At 72.5% G+C, this 16,777-nt stretch carries 17 protein-coding genes; 9 read left to right on the top strand and 8 right to left on the bottom strand.

What is annotated here, in order from left to right; translation table 11 throughout:
* The first annotated feature begins 32 nt into the window (after window positions 1–32).
* The 6 genes from ASD66_RS08120 (at window position 33) to ASD66_RS08095 (ending at window position 2,544) form a co-directional block, all read left to right on the top strand.
* Window positions 33–1,037 (top strand): DUF932 domain-containing protein, encoded by a 1,005-nt coding sequence (locus ASD66_RS08120; RefSeq protein WP_056890628.1) that lies wholly within the window; start codon window positions 33–35, stop codon window positions 1,035–1,037.
* Window positions 1,038–1,111: 74 nt separating this feature from the next.
* Window positions 1,112–1,408: a hypothetical protein gene (locus ASD66_RS08115; protein WP_056890627.1), complete on the top strand. Its 297-nt coding sequence runs from the start codon at window positions 1,112–1,114 to the stop codon at window positions 1,406–1,408.
* Window positions 1,405–1,647, top strand: a complete 243-nt coding sequence (locus tag ASD66_RS08110; RefSeq protein ID WP_056890626.1) for a hypothetical protein — start codon at window positions 1,405–1,407, stop codon at window positions 1,645–1,647. The genes ASD66_RS08115 and ASD66_RS08110 overlap by 4 nt, the downstream gene beginning before the upstream one ends.
* On the top strand, window positions 1,644–1,946 hold the full coding sequence (locus ASD66_RS08105) for a hypothetical protein (protein ID WP_056890625.1): 303 nt from the start codon (window positions 1,644–1,646) through the stop codon (window positions 1,944–1,946). Before ASD66_RS08110 ends, ASD66_RS08105 begins: the two co-directional genes overlap by 4 nt.
* On the top strand, window positions 1,943–2,194 hold the full coding sequence (locus ASD66_RS08100) for a hypothetical protein (protein ID WP_011755703.1): 252 nt from the start codon (window positions 1,943–1,945) through the stop codon (window positions 2,192–2,194). Before ASD66_RS08105 ends, ASD66_RS08100 begins: the two co-directional genes overlap by 4 nt.
* Window positions 2,191–2,544, top strand: coding sequence for a hypothetical protein (locus tag ASD66_RS08095; protein ID WP_056890624.1), 354 nt, complete (start codon window positions 2,191–2,193; stop codon window positions 2,542–2,544). Before ASD66_RS08100 ends, ASD66_RS08095 begins: the two co-directional genes overlap by 4 nt.
* A gap of 61 nt (window positions 2,545–2,605) precedes the next feature.
* On the opposite strand, the gene ASD66_RS08090 is transcribed toward ASD66_RS08095, so the two are convergent.
* Together ASD66_RS08090 and ASD66_RS08085 are read right to left on the bottom strand one after the other, a co-directional pair.
* Window positions 2,606–3,133: a hypothetical protein gene (locus ASD66_RS08090; protein WP_056890623.1), complete on the bottom strand. Its 528-nt coding sequence runs from the start codon at window positions 3,131–3,133 to the stop codon at window positions 2,606–2,608.
* A complete protein-coding gene (locus tag ASD66_RS08085) occupies window positions 3,111–3,494 on the bottom strand; it encodes a hypothetical protein (protein ID WP_056890622.1) in 384 nt (127 codons plus the stop codon). Before ASD66_RS08085 ends, ASD66_RS08090 begins: the two co-directional genes overlap by 23 nt.
* 312 nt (window positions 3,495–3,806) lie before the next feature.
* On the opposite strand from ASD66_RS08085, the gene mobF reads away from it, so the two are divergent.
* From mobF to ASD66_RS24385, 3 genes are all read left to right on the top strand, one after another.
* The gene (gene mobF / locus ASD66_RS08080; protein WP_056890621.1) at window positions 3,807–9,731 is read left to right on the top strand and encodes a MobF family relaxase; all 5,925 of its coding nucleotides are present in this window, start codon (window positions 3,807–3,809) and stop codon (window positions 9,729–9,731) included.
* Window positions 9,732–9,799: 68 nt separating this feature from the next.
* On the top strand, window positions 9,800–10,093 hold the full coding sequence (locus ASD66_RS24390; protein ID WP_156388596.1) for a hypothetical protein: 294 nt from the start codon (window positions 9,800–9,802) through the stop codon (window positions 10,091–10,093).
* 25 nt (window positions 10,094–10,118) lie between these two features.
* Window positions 10,119–10,289: a hypothetical protein gene (locus ASD66_RS24385; RefSeq protein WP_156388595.1), complete on the top strand. Its 171-nt coding sequence runs from the start codon at window positions 10,119–10,121 to the stop codon at window positions 10,287–10,289.
* Here the strand turns inward: ASD66_RS24385 and ASD66_RS08070 are convergent.
* The 6 genes from ASD66_RS08070 to ASD66_RS08045 form a co-directional block, all read right to left on the bottom strand.
* Window positions 10,286–11,095 (bottom strand): M48 family metalloprotease, encoded by an 810-nt coding sequence (locus ASD66_RS08070; RefSeq protein ID WP_056890619.1) that lies wholly within the window; start codon window positions 11,093–11,095, stop codon window positions 10,286–10,288. The two genes, ASD66_RS24385 and ASD66_RS08070, sit on opposite strands and share 4 nt — an antisense overlap.
* A 152-nt stretch (window positions 11,096–11,247) precedes the next feature.
* On the bottom strand, window positions 11,248–11,619 hold the full coding sequence (locus ASD66_RS08065) for a hypothetical protein (protein WP_156388594.1): 372 nt from the start codon (window positions 11,617–11,619) through the stop codon (window positions 11,248–11,250).
* Window positions 11,616–12,335, bottom strand: a complete 720-nt coding sequence (locus ASD66_RS08060) for a hypothetical protein (RefSeq protein WP_056890617.1) — start codon at window positions 12,333–12,335, stop codon at window positions 11,616–11,618. Before ASD66_RS08060 ends, ASD66_RS08065 begins: the two co-directional genes overlap by 4 nt.
* The gene (locus tag ASD66_RS08055; RefSeq protein ID WP_056890616.1) at window positions 12,332–13,795 is read right to left on the bottom strand and encodes a type IV secretory system conjugative DNA transfer family protein; all 1,464 of its coding nucleotides are present in this window, start codon (window positions 13,793–13,795) and stop codon (window positions 12,332–12,334) included. The genes ASD66_RS08060 and ASD66_RS08055 overlap by 4 nt, the downstream gene beginning before the upstream one ends.
* On the bottom strand, window positions 13,792–14,391 hold the full coding sequence (locus ASD66_RS08050; RefSeq protein WP_056890615.1) for a hypothetical protein: 600 nt from the start codon (window positions 14,389–14,391) through the stop codon (window positions 13,792–13,794). The genes ASD66_RS08055 and ASD66_RS08050 overlap by 4 nt, the downstream gene beginning before the upstream one ends.
* An 87-nt stretch (window positions 14,392–14,478) precedes the next feature.
* Window positions 14,479–16,777: M23 family metallopeptidase (locus ASD66_RS08045; RefSeq protein ID WP_056890614.1), on the bottom strand; the 2,299-nt coding region annotated here is incomplete at its 5' end.

Here is a 16,777-nt window from a genome sequence, read left to right as displayed (position 1 = left end):
TCGTTTGATCCGCTACCCGGGAGGACCCCGACATGTCACACGAGATCGAGACCCACGGCACGCAGGCAGCAGCCGTCTTCGCCCGCAAGGACGCCTGGCACCGCCTGGGCACCACCGTTCGCGACCGCGCGTTCACCGCCGAGGAGGCCATGAGGCTCGGCCACCTGGGCGGCTGGGACGTTCGCAAGTTGCCGCTCACCACCGCCGAGGTCAGCGAGGGCGGCGTCACCGCGATCGAGGTCCCCGGCTTCGCCACGGTGCGCACCAACCCGTTCACCGGAGCACCCGAAGCGCTCGGCGTCGTCGGCGGCGGCTACACCCCGCTGCAGAACGAGGACCACGCCGAGTTCCTGAACCTGCTGGCCGACGAGTCGGGCGCGATCTTCGACACCGCCGGGTCGCTGCGCGGCGGGCGGCAGGTGTTCATCACCATGCAGCTGCCGGACTCGCTCACGGTCGGCGGCACCGACCGCGTCGACCTCAACATCGCCGCGCTCAACAGCCACGACGGCTCCAGCGCGTTCCGCATCCTCGTCACCCCGGTCCGCGTCGTGTGCGCGAACACCCAGAGCGCGGCGCTGCGCAACCACGAGTCGTCGTTCTCGATCCGGCACACCCGCAACGCCAAGGCCGCCGTGCAGGCCGCCCGCGACGCGCTCGGGGTGACCTTCACCTACCTCGACGCGTTCCAGGTCGAGGCCGAGCGGCTGATCCAGCAGACCATGACCGACGCCGCGTTCGACGCCCTGATCGACGCTACGTTCGGCAAGACCGAGGCCAACGCGACCAAGCGAGTGCGCGAGACCGAGCGCCGCCGTCGCTCCCGGCTGCACTGGCTGTTCGCCGACGCCGAGACGCAGGCCGGCATCCGCGACACCGCGTGGGCCGGCTACCAGTCCGTGGCCGAGTACGTCGACCACTACGCCCCGGTCCGCACCAAGGGCGACGAGCACGCCGCCCGCGCCACGCGGGTGCTCACCAGCGACGACCCCGACCGGATCAAGCGCCGCGCCTGGACCGCGCTCGCCCCGGCCTGACCGTCGCCAGTTCCTCCGGTGGCGGGCTGAGACCCAGAGTCCGGCCCGCCACCGGCCCAACCGAAGGAGGAGCCATGACCGACACCACCAGCCACGCCAGCGCAGCACCGACGACGCCCGACCCCACGCCCGTGGAGTGGCACGCCGTGGACGCCGACGACCGCTGGCCCGGTCGCTGGACCGCGCACACCGCCAGCGTCCACGCGCACGGGCGCATCTACCTGATCCGGATCACCCCCGGCGACTGTGCGACCTACCTCGCGCCGGGGTTCTACGCCGACATCGACGGCGGCTACGGGCAGCGCTGGGGAATGCGCACCGCCACGCTCGACGAGGCCAAGCGCCGCGCCGTCGAGGACGTCCTGCGATGAGCCAGCCGCCCGCCACCGCCGCCGACGTCGAGGCCAGCGCCGTCAAGGACCGGCACACCCTCAGCGAGACGGCCTGCGACCTGATCGTCATCGAGCACCGGCTGCGCGACGTCCGCAGCTGGACCCCCGATGCCGCCCGCGCCCACCTGGACGCGGCCCTGTCCAGCGTCGCCACGGCGCTGGACGCCCTGCACGCCGAGCACACCCACCGCACCACCACCGAACAGGAGCAGTCATGACCAACCACGACGCAGCTTCAACCACGACGGTGATCAGCGAGCGCGACCAGCGCCGCATCCGAGCCGCCATGTCCGCGATGCCCTACGCCGCCACCGAGCGGGTGCCCAAGCCGTGGGTCGCCATGGGTGCCGCCGTCGACGCCGACGCCGTCGTGGCCTTCCTGGAGGGCCTCGCGGAAGTCCTGGGCGAGGTCGCCACCGAGAGCGACAAGCACCGGCGCCGCCTGTTCTCCCTCGAGGCCGACGTGGAGGCTTTCCGCCGCGTCATCGGCACCGCACCCGCCGAGGTGACCCCGTGAGCGCGCACATCGAGTGGCTGGCAGCCCGAGAGACCAGCGTCCAGGTGTTCACCCCCGGCGAGGACTGGGTGGGTGCCGGTGAGCACCGCCAGCCGGTCCTGACGCTGGCCGGTGACGACGTGGTCGCGATCCAGGGCACGCCCGCCGAGTTGCGGGCGCTGGCCGCCCGGATCACCGCCGTGGCGACCGCCGCATCCGGGCGGCTCGACCTCGCCGCCGCGACCGCGCGGGAGGACCAGCCAGCATGAGCGACGACGACGCCACGCTCCGCGCCCTGGTGGAGCGCGCCACCCCCGGCCCGTGGACTCCGGCAGGTGACAAGATCCGCGCCACCGCCGCCGACGCCCTGATTCCCGACAACATCCTCGTGGCCTACTACACCGGCCACGATCACCGGCTCGGCCTCAAGACCACCGGCCACGCCGCCGACGTGGAGTTCATGGCCGCCTCGCGCACCGCGCTGCCCGACCGGCTCGACCGGCTCGACCGCATCCGCGCTCTTCACGCCAAGTGGGGCGAGCAGTCTCCCGAGGACGCGGACGGCTACCTCGACCTGTGGGAGACGCTCGGTCGGCTCCTCGACGGCGAGCCAGCCTGACCAACAACCGCAAGGCCGCCCGCACCATCGACGGTGCGGGCGGCCTTCTGCGTCGGGCTGGTCACCAAAGGGTCAGTTGCTCGCCCAGCAGTTCCTGGAGCCGCGCGAGGTCGTCGGCCACCAGCTGCGGGTCCTCACGCGCCAGGTCGCGCAGTTCCCGCGCCCGGCGACGCGGCCCGCGCGGGTCGGCCAGCGGGCTGTAGGGCAGTCGCCGTTGGACGGCCCACTCCTGCCGGTTCTTGCGTGCCGTCGAGACCACGACGTGTTCCGGTGCGATCCGCTGGCACAGCGGGTTGTGACAACGGTGCCCGAGCAGCCGCGCCTCTGCGAGCGCGTCCACGCCGTGCATGACCGCGAACGCGAACCGGTGCGCGATGATCACCCGCCCCGGCGCGTACCAGAACCGGCCATGGCCACCGCCGTCGGTGCGCTCACGCTCGGACCGGCCCGAGACCGCTCCGGTCCACCACAGGCACTCACTGTCCGGCACCGTGGCGACCTTCGCCCGATACCGCGCGAGCACCGCCGGATCGCTGATCGCGGCCGCGACCGCCGCGAGGCCGGCGTCATCCAGCCGACGAACCGGCACCCGCTCCCCCACTCCCAGCGGTCGCCAGCGCCGTGCCGTCGCCGCCCTGGTCGCCGTCGTCGGCCTGGGGCTCACTGGCGAGCCGCCGTAGCCGCGTCGCCTCGCGCACGGTCACGGTCTCGCCGCACCACTCGACGGCCTCGCCCAGCGACAGGCCCTCAGCCTCGGTCAACTCCCGCAGCGCCTCACCGGCGCGCTTCTCGGTCTCGGCCACCGCCGCGTCGCGCTCACCGATCGCGACCATGACCTGTTCGGCCAGGTCGATCACCCGGCGCTCGCGCTCCTCGCGCTCCTTGCGCCGCTTCTCGGCCATCTCCCGCGCCGTACGCCGCGCCTGCTGCTTGATCGTCTGCTGACTCATCCGGTCCTCACTCGTGTCGACATGGACTGTGACAGTCACCTACGACATTTCCCGGTCCCCGAGCGATCACCGAACCCCAGAAACCTTCAAAACCGCTCCCCCAGCGACCCAGCCCAACCCGTCCAACCCAGCCGATCCGAACCCGACGCCCCAGCCGTCACCGACGCCCCTCAGCGTCCCCCCAGATTTCCGCGAACTCCCAAGTGCCACACACCTCTTGCATTCTCGGTTCGCCGAATAGAAAGAACACACAAGAAATCCGGCCGGAAGTGATCGCACAGCACGCCCGCGCGCACGTAGGTGACCGTGACGATGAGCCTCCACAAGCTGACGGCGGGGTCGGGGTACGACTACCTGACCCGCCAGGTCGCAGCGATGGACGCCACGGACAAGGGCCACACCGGCCTCGCGAGCTACTACACCGAGAAGGGCGAGACCCCCGGGGTGTGGGTCGGCTCCGGCATGGAGGGCATCGAGGGACTCGACGTCGGCGACGTCGTCACCGCCGACCACATGCAGAGCCTGTTCGGCTCCGGTCACCACCCGCTGGCCACCCAGCGGAGCAAGGACCTGGACCTGCGCATCGGCCGCCCAATCGACGGAGGTGGCGTCGACCGGCCGACCGAGGCGGACTACAAGACGGCCCGCCAGCTCGGCACGCCGTACAAGGTCTACGAGAACGACATCAGCCCGTTCCGGATCGAGGTCGCCAAGCGCATCGCGGCCATCAACGAGGCCGCCGGCCTGCCCGGTGACTGGCCCGTCCCTGCGGCCGACCGGGCCAAGGTCCGCACCGAGGTCGGCACCGAGTTCTTCCGTGCCGAGCACGGCCGCGATCCCGTCGACGCCCGCGAGCTGGCCGCCGCGATCGCCAAGCACTCCCGCCCGAAGACCACCGCGGTGGCCGGCTACGACCTGACGTTCTCGCCGGTCAAGAGCGTTTCGGTGCTGTGGGCGATCGCCGACCCGAAGACCGCCGCGGTGATCGAGCGGGCCCACCAAGCGGCGATCAAGGACGCCTTGGGCTTCATCGAGTCGAAGGCCCTGTTCACCCGCCGGGGCACCAACGGCGTGCGCCAGGTTGACGTCCGCGGCCTGGTGGCCACCGCGTTCACCCACCGCGACTCCCGCGCCGGCGACCCCGATCTGCACACCCACGTCGCGGTGGCGAACAAGGTCCAGACCCTCGACGGCAAGTGGCTGGCCATCGACGGCCGGCCGCTGCACAAGGCGGTCGTCTCGGCCTCGGAGACCTACAACACTGCGCTCGAGCGGCACCTGGTCGACGCCCTCGGCGTGCGGTTCGAGGAGCGCCCGAACGAGGACGCCCGCAAGCGGCCGGTCCGCGAGATCGTCGGCGTCGACCCCGAGCTGAACCGCCGCTTCTCCAAGCGCCGCGCCAACGTCGAGGACCGCCGCAAGGTCCTCGCGGCCGCGTTCCAGGCCACCCACGGGCGGCCACCCACACCGGTGGAGACCATCCAGCTGTCCCAGCAGGCGACGCTGGAGACCCGCGAGGCCAAGCATGAGCCGCGCTCGCTGGCCGAGCAGCGCGAGACCTGGAGCCGTGAGGCCATCGAGGTGCTGGGCACCCCACAGCGGGTCAAGCAGATGGTCCACGGCGCACTGAACCCGAAGGGCGCAGCGCGATCGCTGGCCGACTCGGCCTGGTTCGCCAAGACCACCGACCGGATCGTGGCGACGATGGAGGGAGGTCGTAGCACCTGGCAGTACTGGCACGTCTACGCCGAAGCCCAGCGGCAGGTCCGTGGCGCCAACGTGCCCACCAACCAGGTCGCCCAGGTCGTCGACCTGCTCGTCAGCGAGGTCCTCGACGGCCGCTCGGTGAGCATGGCCCGCCAGTGGGACGCCATCAGCGAACCGGTCGAGCTGCGGCGCGCGGACGGGGCCTCGGTCTACACCCAGAGCGGCGCCGAGTTGTTCACCTCGGGCAAGGTGCTGGCCGCCGAGGAGCGCCTGGTCGAGGCCGCCGGCCGCCACGACGGGTACGCCGTCGAGGCATCCTCGGTCGACCTGGCGCTGCTCGAGTCGACCGCCAACGGCATCACCCTCAACGCCGGGCAGGCCACGCTGGTCCGCGAGATGGCCACCTCCGGCGCCCGGCTCCAGCTGGCGATCGCGCCCGCCGGATCCGGCAAGACCACCGCGATGCGCGCCCTGGCCAGCGCCTGGACTGACGGCGGCGGCACCATCATCGGCCTGGCTCCCTCAGCGGCGGCCGCGGACGCCCTGCGCTCCCAGATCGACACCCAGACCGACACCCTGGCCAAGCTGACCCACTCCCTCGAGCAGGCCCGCGAGACCGGAGCCGCGATGCCCGCCTGGGTCGCCGGCATCGACTCCTCCACCCTCGTGGTCATCGACGAGGCGGGCATGGCCGACACCCTCTCGCTGGACACGGCGGTGTCCTACATCCTCGAGCGCGGCGGCAGCGTCCGCCTGATCGGCGACGACCAGCAGCTCTCCGCGATCGGCGCCGGCGGCGTGCTGCGCGACATCCGCGCCACCCACGGAGCACTGCAGCTGACCGAGCTCGTCCGGTTCAAGGACCCCGCCGAGGGCGCCGCCTCGCTCGCGCTGCGCGAGGGCAAGCCCGAGTCGCTCGGCTTCTACCTCGACCGCGACCGGGTCCACGTCGGCGACCTGGCCACCATGACCGAGGACGTCTTCGCGGCCTGGCAGGCCGACCGCGCCGAGGGTCTGGACTCGATCATGCTCGCCCCGACCCGCGACCTGGTCAGCGAGCTGAACCAGCAGGCCCGCGCCCACCGGCTCGAGGGGATCGACCCGGCCGACGTCGCCGCCACTGGCCCGGTTCGCCGGCTCGCCGACGGCAACGAGGCCTCGATCGGCGAGCTGATCATCACCCGCGAGAACGACCGTCGCCTGCGGACCTCGGCCACCGACTGGGTCAAGAACGGCGACCGCTGGCACGTGCTGGAGATCCACGACGGCGGCGAGCTCACGGTCCAGCACACGCAGCACGGCCGCACCGTGCGGCTGCCCGCTGACTACGTCGCACGGTCCACCGAGCTCGGCTACGCCTGCACCGTGCACACCGCCCAGGGCGTCACCGCCGACACGATGCACGGGCTGGCCACCGGCAGCGAGTCGCGCCAGCAGCTCTACACGATGATGACCCGCGGCGCGCACGCCAACCACGTCTACCTCGAGGTCGTCGGCGACGGCGACCCGCACTCGGTGATCCACCCGACGCTGGTCCGCCCGCTCACGTCCACCGACATCCTCGAGTCGATGCTGGCCCGCGACGACACCCAGCGGTCCGCAACCAGCCTGCTGCGCGATCAGGCCGACCCGGCCACCCGACTCGGCGAGGCCTCCCAGCGCTACCTCGACAGCCTCTACGTCGCCGCCGAGGATCTCCTACGACACGACACGATCCCCGGCGCCGACGGCACCCCGGTCAACGTGGTCGACGCCCTGGACAACGCGGTCGAGACGCTGGTCCCCGGGCTCTCGGAGGAGGCCGCCTGGCCGACCCTCCGGGCCCACCTGCTGCTGCTCGGCGCGGCCGGCGAGAACCCCGTCGACGCACTCCGGGCGGCCGCCGGCGACCGGGAGCTGGAGAGCGCTCACGACCGCGCCGCGGTCCTCGACTGGCGCCTGGACGCCTCCGGCCTGCGCAACGCCGGCGCCGGCCCGCTGCCGTGGATGCCCGCGGTCCCGGCCCGGCTGGCCGACGACCCGCACTGGGGCGCCTACCTCTCCCAGCGCGCGCACCTGGTCGAGCAGCTCGCTGACCAGGTCCACACCCGCGCGGCCGAGCAGTCCTCGCTGCCGGTGTGGGCGCAGAACGGCATCCGGCCCGAGGCCGCCACGGTGGCCGACGTCGAGGTCTGGCGGGCCGCCATGCAGGTCCCGACCGACGACCGACGCCCGACCGGTGCGCCGCAGCTGCAGAAGGCATCCGCGACCTGGCAGCGACGGCTCAACCGCGCCGTCACCGGTGATCACACGCCGGCGCTCAAGGAATGGCGTCAGCTGCTCTACTCGCTCGCCCCGCAGGTCCGCGACGACGAGTTCACCCCACTCCTGGCCGAGCGGCTCGCCGCGATGTCGCGCGCCGGCGTCACTGCCCACCAACTGCTGCGCACCGCCACCGCGGCCGACCACCCGGCCGGGCCGCTGCCCGACGAGCACGCCGCGGCCGCGGTCTGGTGGCGCATGGCCCGTCAGCTCACGCCGGCAGTCGCCGCGCAGATCGGCGACGGCTCCCACGGCGAGGCCGTCACCACCGACTGGGCCCCGCGGCTCTCCGATCTGTTCGGTCCCGAGCGGGCCGCGAGCATCCAGGCCAGCACCTGGTGGCCCGCGCTGGTCTCCAACGTCGACCACGGCCTGCAGCGCGGCTGGCAGCTCGAGGCACTGCTGGGCGCCGGCCGCGCGATGCCGAGCGACGGCTGGGAGGGCGTCGACGAGTGCCAGGCACTGGTCTGGCGAACCTCGATCGCACTCGAGACCGCTCCCGACGAGCACGCGCACGAGTACCACGTCGAGGAGCCGCCGGCAGACCTGTGGGAGGGCTTCGAGCCGGACCCGGCGACGCTCGTCGACCACGCCACCGACACCGACTGGGCCGACTGGCCGCTCGCCGAGGACCCCGGCCCGTACGACGAGCACCTCGTCGACGCGCCCGACGAGGCCCTGGTCGACGTCGACGCCGGCGCCCAGGTCGACGTCGACGAGGACCAGTTCGTTGAGCCCGACCTGACGCTGGCCGCCTACATCCGCGACCTCGGCGGTAGCCGACTGGAGCCCACCGACGCCGATCTCCGACTCATGTACCAGCGGGCCGAGGAGTGGCAGCCCTCCCCCGTCACGCGGGAACGCATGGTCGAGATCAACGAGCTCACGCAGGCCTTCTTCGAGTCCCGGTTCACCGACTCGTGGGGCCGCGACTACCTCACTGGCCGGTTCGGGGTCGACCTCGCCGGCGACGAGCGGTTCCGTCCCGGGCAGGCGCCGGCCGGGTGGACCAACCTGGTCGACCACCTCCGCGGCCGCGGTGTCCGCGACGCCGAGATGCTAGCCGCCGGCGTCGCCACCGAGGCCAGCACCGGTCGCCTCATCGACCGGTTCCGCGACCGCGTGATGTTCCCGGTTATCCACCAGGGCGAGGTCCTCGGCTTCGTCGGCCGGCGCCGGCCCGACCTCACTGACGCCGACAAGGGCGGCCCGAAGTACCTCAACACCGCTGACACCCCGCTCTTCCACAAGGGTGCCCAACTGTTCGGTGTCGTCGACGAGCTTCTCGCCGAGGGTGCGGTCCCGGTGATCGTCGAGGGCCCGATGGACGCCGTGGCGGTCACGATCGCCAGCCACGGCCTCTACGTCGGTGTGGCACCGCTCGGCACGTCGCTGACCGACGAGCAGGCCGCCCAGCTGGCAGCGGTGGGCCGCGACCCGATCGTGGCCACCGACGCCGACCTCGCAGGCCAGGTCGCGGCCGAACGCGACTTCTGGATGCTCACACCGCACGGCCTGGACCCCGGCTACGCCCGGTTCCCCGACGGCCTGGACCCCGCCGACCTGCTCACCCAGCGCGGCCCGGCCGCGCTCACCGCGGCGGTGGCCAGCGGCCAGCCGGCCTTCCGCGCACTGGGTGACCAGCTGCTCACCGAGCGGCTCGACAACCTCGCCCCCGAGCAGGCGCGGGTCGCGGCCATGCGGATCCTCTCGGCCCGTCCCAGCCGCGCCTGGGAGCCGGGAGTCAACCAGGTGCAGGCCCGCCTGCAGCTCTCCCAGCTGCAGGCGCGACGAGACCTGCGTGACGCGGTGAAGAGCTGGGATGCCGACCCGCGCAAGGCGGCGCTGGCCGAGCTCCACAAGAGCAGCGAGGTGCGCGCCCGTCTTTCGGCCGCGGCCGAGAAGTCCCCGGCCGAGCGGTGGGCTCCGCTGGCGCGCGAGCTCGACCCGCGGCTCCTCGAGCAGGGCGACTGGCCGGCCACCGCGGCGATGCTGCAGGAGGCCCACGAGCAGGGTCACGACGTCGGCGCCGCCACGCGCGGCCTGGTCGCCGAGAAGCCGCTGGGCGACAGCCCGGCGCGCGACCTGCGCTACCGGATCGTGTCCCGCCTCGAGCTGCCGATCGACGGCGAAGGCGCACCGGCGCCGACGCCGTCGCAGGGAGCTGCTCGCGACCGGCAGGACGTGAACCGTCCGCGGCCGCCCCGCCCCGGCACTCCGCGTCGCTGAAATCGGGCCGCGCGGCCCGTGGCGGTCGCTAGCCTTGGGCGGCCCCGTCCCCGGCCGAGCAAGGTGCCATGCCCGACACGAACCAGCCCCGCCGCGCGACACGTACCCAGGTACGGAAGTTCCTCGCGGCCGCCGGCTACGAGGGCACTCCCCCGGACGACCTGGTCACCGAGTACGTCGACCTGGTCGGTGCTGCGGGCCGACCCGGGCTGCCGCGTCATCGGCTGGCGGTGCATCTGACCGCGCAGTCCGGGGTGGGCCGCCCCAGCGTTGGAGGTCTTCGAGGCTGCCTGGCGAGAGCAGCAGCAGGCACGAGCGCAGGTCTCTTCCGCGGCTCGCGACACGGCCGCGCGCGACGCTGAACGGGCCGCGGCCTATGTTGCCGGCGTGTGGCAGCGCACCGGTGCAGGGCCGACCTGGACCGAGCTGGGCGACGAGCTGGGCTGGCCGCCGGCGTTGCGCGCCAGGATCGTCCGCCTGATGGCGAAGGAGGGTGTGCTGACCTACGGCACGGAGCCCCGGTCGCTGGCCGCGGCCGAGGGAACCATCGAGCGCTAGTCGGTCTGCTGGTCGACCAGGTGCCGACGCATCGCTGCGAGCCGGGCACGGGGGGTCGGGTGGGTCGCGAACCAGCGGCGCTCGAGGTGTGCCCACGCTCGGCCGAGACCACCGGCGGGCGTGGGCTTGGCGACGTTCTCCTCGTAGAAGCCCATCAGCTCGGCGGCCGCCTCGAGGTCGCGGGTCAGGTCGACGGCGAACAGGTCGGCGGCGATCTCTTCGCGCCGGTCGAACGCGACCTGGAGACCGAGGAAGGCCACTGCGGCGCTCATCGTCGCCAGCATCGCCGGCCCAGCCATCTGGGGCGCGGCGAGGAGAGCCGTGACGGTGAGACCGCCGCCGGCCAGCATCAGAGCCAGGTAGCCGGCCAGCCAGCCGTAGCGCGCCGCGGCCGAGGAGCGCTCACGTCGGACGACGTGGCCGAGTTCGTGCGCGGCGAGGCTTTGCAGCGCGGGGCGGCTCAGGCCGGTGAGTGCGGCCTGCGCGAACACCACGGTGGCAGGGTGCCCGGCCCGGAAGCGGGTCACGGCCAGACCACCGTCGCCCGCGGGACGTGCGTCGTCTCCGGTGGGCGTACCGAGGTAGGCGACGACGTCGGCCGCCGGGGGCGCGACGTTCGCCAGCGCGGCGACGGCCGCCATCGCCGCGGCGGCCCGGGCCTGCAGGCGCTCGTCGACCGGGTCAGCGTGGCTGCGCGTGCGCCAGCTGGCGGACCAGGACGAGAGTGCCTTCGCCAGCGCCGCGATCACCAGGAAGGCGCCGCCGAGGTAGGCGATCGCCACGATGAGGAGCAGCGCTGGGGTCATCAGATCGGGCCCGTTCTATGCCTGGACGTCGACCGCGGCGAGCGCGCTCAAAATCGCTCCCTGACAATCGGACGGGTCGAGAGTGCCCGCCAGGCGGGGTTCGGCGTCTCTCAGAAGCGCTGTGAGGCCGATTCGGCCCCGTCGCGGCCGCTTCATCGCGATGGAGTGGGCGTGAGGTCCACGTCCGTGGTCGCCGACGTCGACGGGATCGCGCGGTCCTCCGCAGCTCGGCCGCGTGCGGCTGTCGCCGGCTCCTCGAGGTCCTCGCCCGCTGCTTCGAGCTGCTGCCGCTGCTCCTCGGTGCTCGGCACGCCGTAGCGGCGTTCGGCCATTGCCTCGACCTGCGCGACCGCATCCCACACTTGCTCGCCGGAGGCGTGGGAGTAGCAGGCGTTCACGTGCTCGCGCGCGTGGCCGAGCTCCTTCTTGCTCGAGCGCGGGTGCTCGCCGAGCGCCTTGAGTGCGCGCTGGGCGCGCTGGATCGCCTCGGAGCGTTCCTTCACGTGCATCGTTGCCTGTGTCATTCCCTCGGCCCCTTCTCGGTGCGGGTGCGCGGCCCGGCGCCGCCCACCTCGTCGTCGTCGACGTCGTCGTGGATCTCGCCGGTGTCGAGGTCGACCAGGCCCAGCCGCGGCGGGCCTGCCGGGGCCGGCGGCTGTTCGTGGGCCCGCCGGTTGACGGGCAGGGCGTCGATGTCGTGGGCGAAGGTGTTCTCGCGGCGCTGGCGGCTGGCGTCGGCCAGGTGCTCGTTGTGGCGCGGCTTGGCCGGCCAGCTCTTGTGCTCGTCGTCGCAGTGCGCGCGCAGCCTGTTGCGCATGCGGTCGGTGAACGCCGTCAGGCAGTAGCGGTGCCACTCCTCGAGCGCGTCGCTGGTCAGCGCCAGGCCGGCTCGCCGGCGCTGGTCGGCCAGGACGGCGATCTCGTGGACCAGGTGCGGGTGCCGGGGCCAGCAGCTGGGGATGAGGCCGGAGACGTCCCAGGTGTACTCGCGGTTGAGCCAGATCACGACGTCGTCGAGCCACTCCCACAGGTCGTGACGCAGCTCGGGGTCCAGGCAGGTTGCCGGCTCCCAGGGCCGCGGCAGCAGCGCGTGGTTGCCAAGCGCCTTCTTCTGCTCCTCGGTGCCGTTGATGGCGATGTGGAGCTCGCGGTAGGCGAGCCGGACGTGGTCTCCGGGGACGGGGAACGGGAAGACCATCAGTGTGGGCGCCGCCCGGCGGGTCTGCTGCTCGGTGGTCACAGTTCACTCCTCGTGTGGTCGTTCTCGTCGTCGACGAAGCCGAGGCGGCGGGCCTCGACGAGCGCGGCGGTGGCGCGGGCCTCGGGGGTGATGACCATGCGCCGGTCGTTGGTCAGGCGCTCGCGCAGTGCCCGCTGGTCAGCCAGGAGCCGTTCGCCGGCCTTGCCTTCGACGCAGCGGTGCAGCTTGGCGATGATCGGCTTGCCGTTCTCGGCGATCACCAGGGCTTGGCGCTCGGGCAGCTGGCGGACTTCCTCGGGTCGCATGATCGCGATGTCGTCGCCCTCGTACCCGCCGCCGCTGCCGCGGTGGGTGCGTCGACCGATCCGGACCTGGCCGAGGAGGTCGGAGATCTCCTGGTTGAAGGCGACGTCCTTGGACCCGCCGAACATGACCAGGGTGTTGGTGAGGCCGAGCAGCGCGCGAGCCTCGTGCTCGCCGAAGATGCTGGTGAGCTGGGGACGGGTCTGGGCAGCCCAGATGAAGCTCAACCCCAGGGCGCGCTCGTTGGCCATCCGGGTGCGCAGCGTGGGAAGCGGGGCGGTGGAGGGCAGCTCGTCGAGCACCGAGACCAGGGGCGGGCACAGCCGGCCGCCCCACGGGGAGCTGTTGGCCAGCAGCAGCCCGGTGTCCAAGACGTGCTCGGCTACGGCGGTCATCAGCGGGCTGGCGGATGCGTAGGGGTCCTCGCGGCCGAGGAGATAGATGGTGCCGCGACGGCGGATCACGTCGGCCAGGTCGGTGGCCGGGTGGCCGGGGCTGGGAATGCAGCGGCGGCGGATGTCGGCCTGGAAGAACAGCGACACCGCCTGCTGCACCGTGGTGACGGTGTTGCCGGCGGTGCGGTCGTCACCGTTGAGCGCTCCGTGCAGGAGGCCGTGCCAGAACGGCTCGGCGTGGGGGTGGCGGCGCAGGATCTCCATCGGCTCGTTGGCCGCGGTGGGGTTGGCCACCCACTGCAGAACGTCCTCGAGCGTCTTGCCGGTCAACGCCGCGGCGTGGAAGTAGCCCTGCAGCACCTTTGCGGACTCGGCCGCGTAGAACCGGGCGGCGTCGTCGCCGGTGCCGCCGGTGATCGCGCCCTTGACGGTGCCGGCGGTGAACGCCTTGGCGCGCCGCTCGGCCACCTTGGGGTCGACGCAGCCGGCGATCGGGTCCCAGATCAGTTCGTCGACGACGCCCTCGGCCAGGCCGAAGGGGTCGAGGACCACGCATGGCCGGTCGTCGCGGGATCGCTCGCTGAGGCTGAGCAGGAGGTCCTCGACCTTGGTCAGCGTCACCAGGGCGGCACCAGGTGCACCGAGCAGCGCCGGGGTGAGCAGGTCGAGGGTCTTGCCGGAGCCCTGCGGGCCGATCACTCCGGCGGTGCGGTCCCACGGCACCCACAGCTCGCCGCCGCGCGGCTCGTGGGCGTTGCCGATCCGCCAGCCCACGTCCCAGGGGTCGAACCTCAGCTTCATCGGTCCTCCTTCGCTCGACGGCCGTCCAGGAGCCACGGGCTCAGGCCGTGGCCCAGCTGCGGGCCGGGTTGTTCGGTGAGATCGCCCGCGGCGCGCTGGACCGGCGCCGGGGTCGCGGCGTGCTTGCCGTAGAGGTCCGGGCGGACGATGCCGGCGACCTTGCGGAGCCGGGTGATGCCGAGCAGCTTCTCGGCCTCGGCCGCGGTCGCCATGCCGCGCATGCGGCCCGGGCCCCAGCGCTGGTAGGCCCAGACGCCGACCCAGATGGTCGCCGCCAGCAACGTCAGCTCGGTCAGGGCGACACTGCCCCAGACCAGGCCGCGGCCCGCCAGGTCGTCGGGGGCAGGGCTGGGCAGCCCGGCCTCGGCGTTGCCGGCGAGGACGCGCGGCAGGCTGGTCCAGAACGCAGTGCCGATGGGTGAGGGGAACGCGCCGGCGTTGGCGTCGGGCCAGGTCCATCCGGCGCCGGCGAGCAGATTGGCGACGGAGCGGCCGAGCTGGATGCCGATGACGAGGACGAACAGGGTCGCCAGGGTCACCGCCAGAGGGACCTCCCAGGTCCAGGGGTAGGGGTCTCGTCGTCGCTCGCGCTGCATCGGTCTGGCCACCTCCAGGCGGTCGTGGGTCTAGGTCACGGGTTGGGCCTCGCTGGTCACCTATGTGCTCTCAGTGCCCCGGTGCGATCACACGGCGAGGCTCGGGCGCGATGCGTTCTCTGCGAGCCAGGTCGAGGGGTCGACGTTGTCGGGGCCGTAGATCGAGCCGTTCTTGAGGTGGACCTCGAAGTGGAGGTGGCAGCCGGAGACGTTGCCCTCCTTGCCGACCTGGCCGATCGGCTCGCCGGCAGCGACGGTCTGGCCACGGCTCACACTGATGTTCTGCATGTGGGCGTACCAGGTGGTCAGGCCGCCGGCGCCGGTGGTGACCTTGACGAGCTGGGGACCGGCCCAGCCCTGGCTGGTGTCGATCTCGATGGTGCCGGCGTGGGCGGCGTAGACGGTGGTTCCGCAGGGGGCGGAGAAGTCGGTGCCGGTGTGCCAGTTCGACCAGTAGGGGCCGGTCTCGTGCCAGTTGTGATTGTCGGACCCGACGTACTTCGCCGGCACCGGGTAGACCACCTCGTCGCATGAGGCGCCCTCGAGACCGACCGGGGACACCTTGGCGTCGGGCAGCACGTTGATGTGCGGGTGGTCCATGTGGTTCGCGGTGGCCGAGCCCCGGTCCTCCATCCGCCGCCAGCCTTCGTCGGCTCGAGCGACGGACCAGATGCGCTGGTACCAGATGATGTAGTCGATGCCGAGCTGGCGGGCGTGGGCCTGGGCGTACGCCGCGAGGGCGTCTCCTTGGGCCTTGCCCGCGGGCGTCAGCGGAACCATGAAGTCGGCCGCCAGACCGGCGGGGTGACCGTTGGGGTCGGTTGCGCTGGCGCGGTAGCCGCCGACGGTCTTGATGTCGAACATGGGGCCGAGGATGTTGACCAGCTGGGTCAGCTGGGGCTTGACCGCACCGAGGTTGTAGTTGGCGTTGGTGGCCACGGCGCACCCGGCGCTGCTGCCGGCGGTGGTGGCGGTCACCAGAGGGTGGTCGGCGATCTTGCTGGCCTTGGTGCTGTTGTCGACCTGGGCGCCGGCCCAGGTGAGGTTGGCGCCGTAGACGTGGTCGATCGGCGCGTCCTGCTTGGGCTTCTTGCAGGGCTCGGCCGAGCCGCCGAAGGCGTTGCTCAGCTCGGGAGTCAGCGCGCAGTGGGAGGAGTCGTTGCCGTCCTCGCCGTCGTTGAAGTCGCCGAGGATGACGGCCGGGATGCCGGTGCCGGCGAGCTCGGCCATGGTGGCCGCCTGGCGGCGCAGCGCTTCCTTGCGGTGCGCCGCGGCGTTGCCGTGGGTGTTGGCGGGGTTGTGGATGCTCCAGACCCAGATCACCTGCCCGGCGCTGGGGCCGCCCGCGGTGCCGGTCAGCTGGACCAGCGGCATGCCGACGTTGTTGCCGTTGAAGTAGGGGATGTCGACGAGGCGGGCGTCGGTCTGCTCCCACTCGTTGCGGTCCCAGATCACCCGGTTCTGCGCCTTGCCGCTGGCCGGGTACATGCCCCACTTGGCTGCGTACTGGGTCTCCAGCGCCTTGGCTTGAGGGCCGTGCACCTCCTGGAGGCCGGCGATGGAGACGCCGGCGTTCTCGATCGTCCTCATGGCGCCGGGCAGGCGCTTGTCCCAGGTGTCGTAGCCGGGCCGCTCCCCCGGCTTGTCGGTGTGGCCGGCGCCGAGGATGTTGAGGGTGCCGACGGTGACCGGGTTGACGGTGTCGTGGCAGTTGGAGACGTTCGTGGTGGAGCCGTCGTCGGGGAGGTCGGGCAGGTCGCCGCCGAGCAGGTCGGTGATGTCGCCGGCGACGTCCTCCCACTGCGCGTAGGCGTCGGGGTAGCCGGAGCGCTGGACGGCCTGGGCGGCCTGGGTCAGCGGCATGTTCTGCCAGCCCGGGATGTCGAGCAGTCCGGGGTTGCCGGTGTGCTGGGCCTCGCCGAAGAACGCGCGGGCGGCGAGCACCGGGTTGGTGACCTCGGCGCGGCTCCCCCAGCCGGTGGAGGGACGCTGCTGGAACAGGCCGCCGGAGTCGCGGTCGCCGCCGGTCAGGTTGACCAGCTTGGACTCCTGGATCGCGGTGGCGATCGCGATCTGCAGCCCGTAGCGGGAGATCTGGAGGTCGCGGGCTACCTGGGCGATGGTGATCGCGTTGCGGGCCTGCTCGGCGGTCATGGTCGGGTAGTTGGACGCGAACCGCAGGCGCATCAGCTGGGCGAGCACGTCGCCGGACGGCGGCTCGGCCGAGGTCCTCGTGGTGTGGGCGGCGTTCACCACGCCATCGCTGGTGGCCGCGGGCGCGGGGGCGGTCTCGGGGCCGGCCCCGTTCATCGCGATACGGGCCGAGAGCCAGTGGTGGTCCGACACCATCGTGCCGTCCCAACCCTGCTCGAGGCGGGCGCCCTGG

It is taken from the genome of Nocardioides sp. Root151, assembly GCF_001427925.1.
GTDB lineage: Bacteria > Actinomycetota > Actinomycetes > Propionibacteriales > Nocardioidaceae > Nocardioides.
This window is presented reverse-complemented; position numbering and strand designations above follow the sequence as displayed.

Excerpts from the sequence above, each read along its gene's own strand:
- ASD66_RS08120 (WP_056890628.1), top strand. The coding sequence starts at position 33 with ATGTCACACGAGATCGAGACCCACGGCACGCAGGCAGCAGCCGTCTTC.
- ASD66_RS08115 (WP_056890627.1), top strand. The coding sequence starts at position 1,112 with ATGACCGACACCACCAGCCACGCCAGCGCAGCACCGACGACGCCCGAC.
- ASD66_RS08110 (WP_056890626.1), top strand. The coding sequence starts at position 1,405 with ATGAGCCAGCCGCCCGCCACCGCCGCCGACGTCGAGGCCAGCGCCGTC.
- ASD66_RS08105 (WP_056890625.1), top strand. The coding sequence starts at position 1,644 with ATGACCAACCACGACGCAGCTTCAACCACGACGGTGATCAGCGAGCGC.
- ASD66_RS08095 (WP_056890624.1), top strand. The coding sequence starts at position 2,191 with ATGAGCGACGACGACGCCACGCTCCGCGCCCTGGTGGAGCGCGCCACC.
- ASD66_RS08085 (WP_056890622.1), bottom strand. The coding sequence starts at position 3,494 with ATGAGTCAGCAGACGATCAAGCAGCAGGCGCGGCGTACGGCGCGGGAG.
- mobF (WP_056890621.1), top strand. The coding sequence starts at position 3,807 with ATGAGCCTCCACAAGCTGACGGCGGGGTCGGGGTACGACTACCTGACC.
- ASD66_RS24390 (WP_156388596.1), top strand. The coding sequence starts at position 9,800 with ATGCCCGACACGAACCAGCCCCGCCGCGCGACACGTACCCAGGTACGG.
- ASD66_RS08070 (WP_056890619.1), bottom strand. The coding sequence starts at position 11,095 with ATGACCCCAGCGCTGCTCCTCATCGTGGCGATCGCCTACCTCGGCGGC.
- ASD66_RS08065 (WP_156388594.1), bottom strand. The coding sequence starts at position 11,619 with ATGACACAGGCAACGATGCACGTGAAGGAACGCTCCGAGGCGATCCAG.
- ASD66_RS08055 (WP_056890616.1), bottom strand. The coding sequence starts at position 13,795 with ATGAAGCTGAGGTTCGACCCCTGGGACGTGGGCTGGCGGATCGGCAAC.
- ASD66_RS08050 (WP_056890615.1), bottom strand. The coding sequence starts at position 14,391 with ATGCAGCGCGAGCGACGACGAGACCCCTACCCCTGGACCTGGGAGGTC.